The organism is Leyella stercorea DSM 18206 (assembly GCF_000235885.1).
GTDB classification, from domain to species: domain Bacteria; phylum Bacteroidota; class Bacteroidia; order Bacteroidales; family Bacteroidaceae; genus Prevotella; species Prevotella stercorea.
Genome location: NZ_JH379334.1, coordinates 1 through 3,407, shown reverse-complemented (window position 1 = coordinate 3,407; position 3,407 = coordinate 1). Strand labels below are relative to the sequence as shown.

Sequence of the window (3,407 nt, the reverse complement as noted above, 5' to 3'; positions counted from 1 at the left end):
TGCAAGCCATAGCTGACGCCAAAGTCTCACAAAAGTCGGTCTATTACGAACATACGAATTATATCCGTAACAAATATTTTTGCATTGATGCAGACCAGGTAGTGGTCGTCATCAATGATGAAAAATACAATGACTTCAACGGCTATTGCCAAGGACTGCATTTTCTTGAAAGCAACAGGAAAAAGCGTGTGAGTATTGATGATGTGAAAATTGATGATTTGAATTGCGTCAAGTCCATCCATGTGACACAAAGTTATATTGAAAAATGAAACAACTGAATCTCATACGAAATCTGTTTTCTGTGGCCGTGATGATTACTCTTGCGTGCAACGTATCTGCCCAAGTGTCCATCCGCGACAGAATACAAATAATGGATAGGGATATATTCAATTATCCGGAATCAACAGAAGCTCCTTTCAAAACAAAGAAAAGCAAGACAAACAGAATTGTCTATTCGGACAGGACTGGAAATCAAAGTTATGAAGACCCGTATTTCCAGCGTAAGCGGTCTTCACACGGGATTGGCACACCCTATTACATAGTAGGTGAAAAGAACGGAACCTACAAGCTCGTTCAGGCTGACCCAGACATTACTGGCAAGCCCAAGTCGATAATAGGTTTCCTGTATAACAGCAAGAGACACTTTAAGGAATCCCGTAAAGTCAATTATGCCGGATGGATACCATCGGAAAATGTACTGATGTACGACCATGCCCGTATCAATCCCCGCAACAACCAGCCGATAAGGTACCGTATAGGCATAAACAGCATTAACAAGCTGTTCGATATCCATCAATTCTTCAATGGAGATACCCTGAAAATATACGGAGAGCCGTTTTTGAAAACAACAACGGATGCGGTAGTTGTCAGCGGAGAGGTTGTTTACCTATACAAGTTGGACAAGAGCGGCAAATCCGCATTGATTTCCAATGTTCCCGCATTATCAGACAGTACCAAACGCTTTTTAGGGTGGGTTCCCGCTGACCTTCTTGCAGAAGTCGGCCAAAATGAGGTGTATCATATTGATTATTCACGATACCGTGATTCTTTGTTGTGTGCTGTCAACCTAATGTATCCCGATACGTTGGCATTACATAATGCGAATATTCAGGGTACGATGTTGTTCAACCTGGATGGAAACCCGGCAGGGCCTATAACGAATGGGAATATCCGGCTGAACTATCCTTTGTCCGTCTGGGACAAGAACTGGAATAAGATTATCAATATCAAAGGCGGAGACATCATGGTTTCCGATGTCCGAAAGATGGAAGCGGAAAACAAAAACGTGAACATACATGTACTGTTCAATGATGCCGACCTGCCTTATCTATCCCCATATATCAATGTGCTACAGAACCTAAAGCTGAAAATGAAGCCCGGATATGACTACACTTTCTCGGCAACTTGCATATCCTCCAACGGAGAAAACAGACATTTGGCCCCAACCAAGGACTTTTCAGCCTGGCTCGACTATATCAAACAATCCATTTCTTTCAAACGGAAAAATGAGCAAGAGGAACAATCATCGTTTTACGGTTTTGGCGGGGCTATCAAACAAATCTCCCGTTATGATGACGAAAGCCGTTTCAGCAACAATGTATTTGTCATTTTAGGGTCAAAGCAAACTTTATCCTTGCACGAGCAACAACTCTTGTGGCTGGCAACCCAACCGGCAAGGCTTCTGTTTGTCCAGATAGACAGAGCGTCAGGCACTTCTTATCAGGACTTCCTATTGCAGGCCAAATCCATTCTGGACAGCCATTCTACGAAATACATAGACCATATATCCAATTATATCGCAGACAGCAGACTGGTAAAGACGGAGCTGTTCAAGAACATAGAAGCTACGGATGCCAACTTATACCTGTACGATGCTCCATACAACAGCCTTACAGTAGGAGGAATCTTATTCCCTAAAGGTCGAAACAAGCTGGAAAGCAACGCTTTGGAAACAGCCTTGGATTCCGTATTATGGCAATCTTTCGAAACGGACAGCCTAATGTTGCACTCACTTAAAGATTATGAGCGAAATATAGGTGTCCTAAGAAGCCGTCCCACATCCGAACTGACGCATATATTCCATCATACGGAAAATCCTGACAGTATGAGCCTTGACGATATAGATAGAAACAGCGTGAATGACACCTACTATATAAAGGCCTCCGTAGCGGACAGTATAATGGACGGGTACGAATATGGATATCTACTCGATGACAAGGAAGTGATGGAACTGCTGCAAAGCTACAGGGGACTGCTCCCGGAGTTCTCAGATAACATAGGGAAAAAGGAGCTAAGAGTGCTTCGCAAGCAATTTAACCGGCAAAAGAAAAGCATAAACAGAAGTTTCTATCGAAAAGTATTGCCCAGAAATCCATATTTGGCTCAAATCTTCTATTGTAAGACGGGAGTCATGGCCAATGACAGCCTTTTAAATTCAACAAAGGTGAAGAAACTAAAGAAAAGAAAGGTTGAACTGACGGACTTTAATAGTGGCTATACAACCCTGATTTCAAAGATGAAGAGACTGGAAGACATATATCAACGCAACCTTTTCAGACCTGTATTCATCGCCGGCAAGAAATATTATTTTATTCCGAAACAATTAATACTGTAAATAAAATGGAACCAACAAGAGAACAACTACAGGCAGAGATTCTTGAAATCCTATATCAGAAGTGCCTCCAGAAGCCAATATGGGTATCTTGTGCAGAAATATTTTGGAGCATCAGCAACCTCAAGGTATCAGAACGGAGTGTCAAGGACGTTCTTGACTGGCTGGTAAAAAACGACCTTGTAATTTATCAAGCGGATAAATACCAGATTGCCAAGCGCGAATTTATGGATATATCAAGACGTAAGGCTCTTGAGAAAAAAGAGACCGAAGAAAATGCCGAAGTCCGGACTGTGGAGTATGGAACATCCATTCCGCCTCACACGATGAACCATCATCCATGGCTTGAACGAGAGTACCAACAACCTGTCGCAAAATCATCAAACACAATGTTTGCCATCATAGCATTAATAGCCTTTCTGATCAGCGGCACACTTGTTGGCATACTCCTGTTCAACAGCTTCGCAACGGAACGGCGCAATAATGCAGAACTGACATACCTTCCGGACAGCATACAGGTTCCCTCGTTACAAGTTAGCACGCCCGGATATATCCGTGACGCATATACGACCAACCGCAACTTCAAGAACATCCAAACTTCGCTGGAGACACAGCAACGGATTAATTCTGAACTTATGGATATCTGCAAGGCACAACAATCCCAGATTAATATACTGACAACTTGCTCCAAACAACAAGCGGCGGACATCGAACATTTGGAAAAGGAACGGAAGATCTACACATGGATGATTGCCCTTGCACTCCTGGTATTAAGTTCATTGCTCATCTGCCGATA

At 42.8% G+C, this 3,407-nt stretch carries 2 protein-coding genes and 1 pseudogene; all 3 read left to right on the top strand.

The window, feature by feature from the left end:
• Positions 1 to 269 (top strand): annotated as a pseudogene (locus tag HMPREF0673_RS13575) (PKD domain-containing protein); the annotation flags it as partial.
• Positions 266 to 2,614 carry a type VI secretion system protein TssR domain-containing protein gene (gene tssR / locus HMPREF0673_RS00140; protein WP_007896638.1) on the top strand — a complete coding sequence of 783 codons (2,349 nt, stop codon included), beginning with the start codon at positions 266 to 268 and terminating at the stop codon, positions 2,612 to 2,614. The pseudogene HMPREF0673_RS13575 and the gene tssR, both read left to right, overlap by 4 nt.
• Before the next feature lie 5 nt (positions 2,615 to 2,619).
• Positions 2,620 to 3,407: DUF5457 domain-containing protein (locus HMPREF0673_RS00135; protein WP_007896637.1), on the top strand; the 788-nt coding region annotated here is incomplete at its 3' end.

Excerpts from the sequence above, each read along its gene's own strand:
- tssR (WP_007896638.1), top strand. The coding sequence starts at position 266 with ATGAAACAACTGAATCTCATACGAAATCTGTTTTCTGTGGCCGTGATG.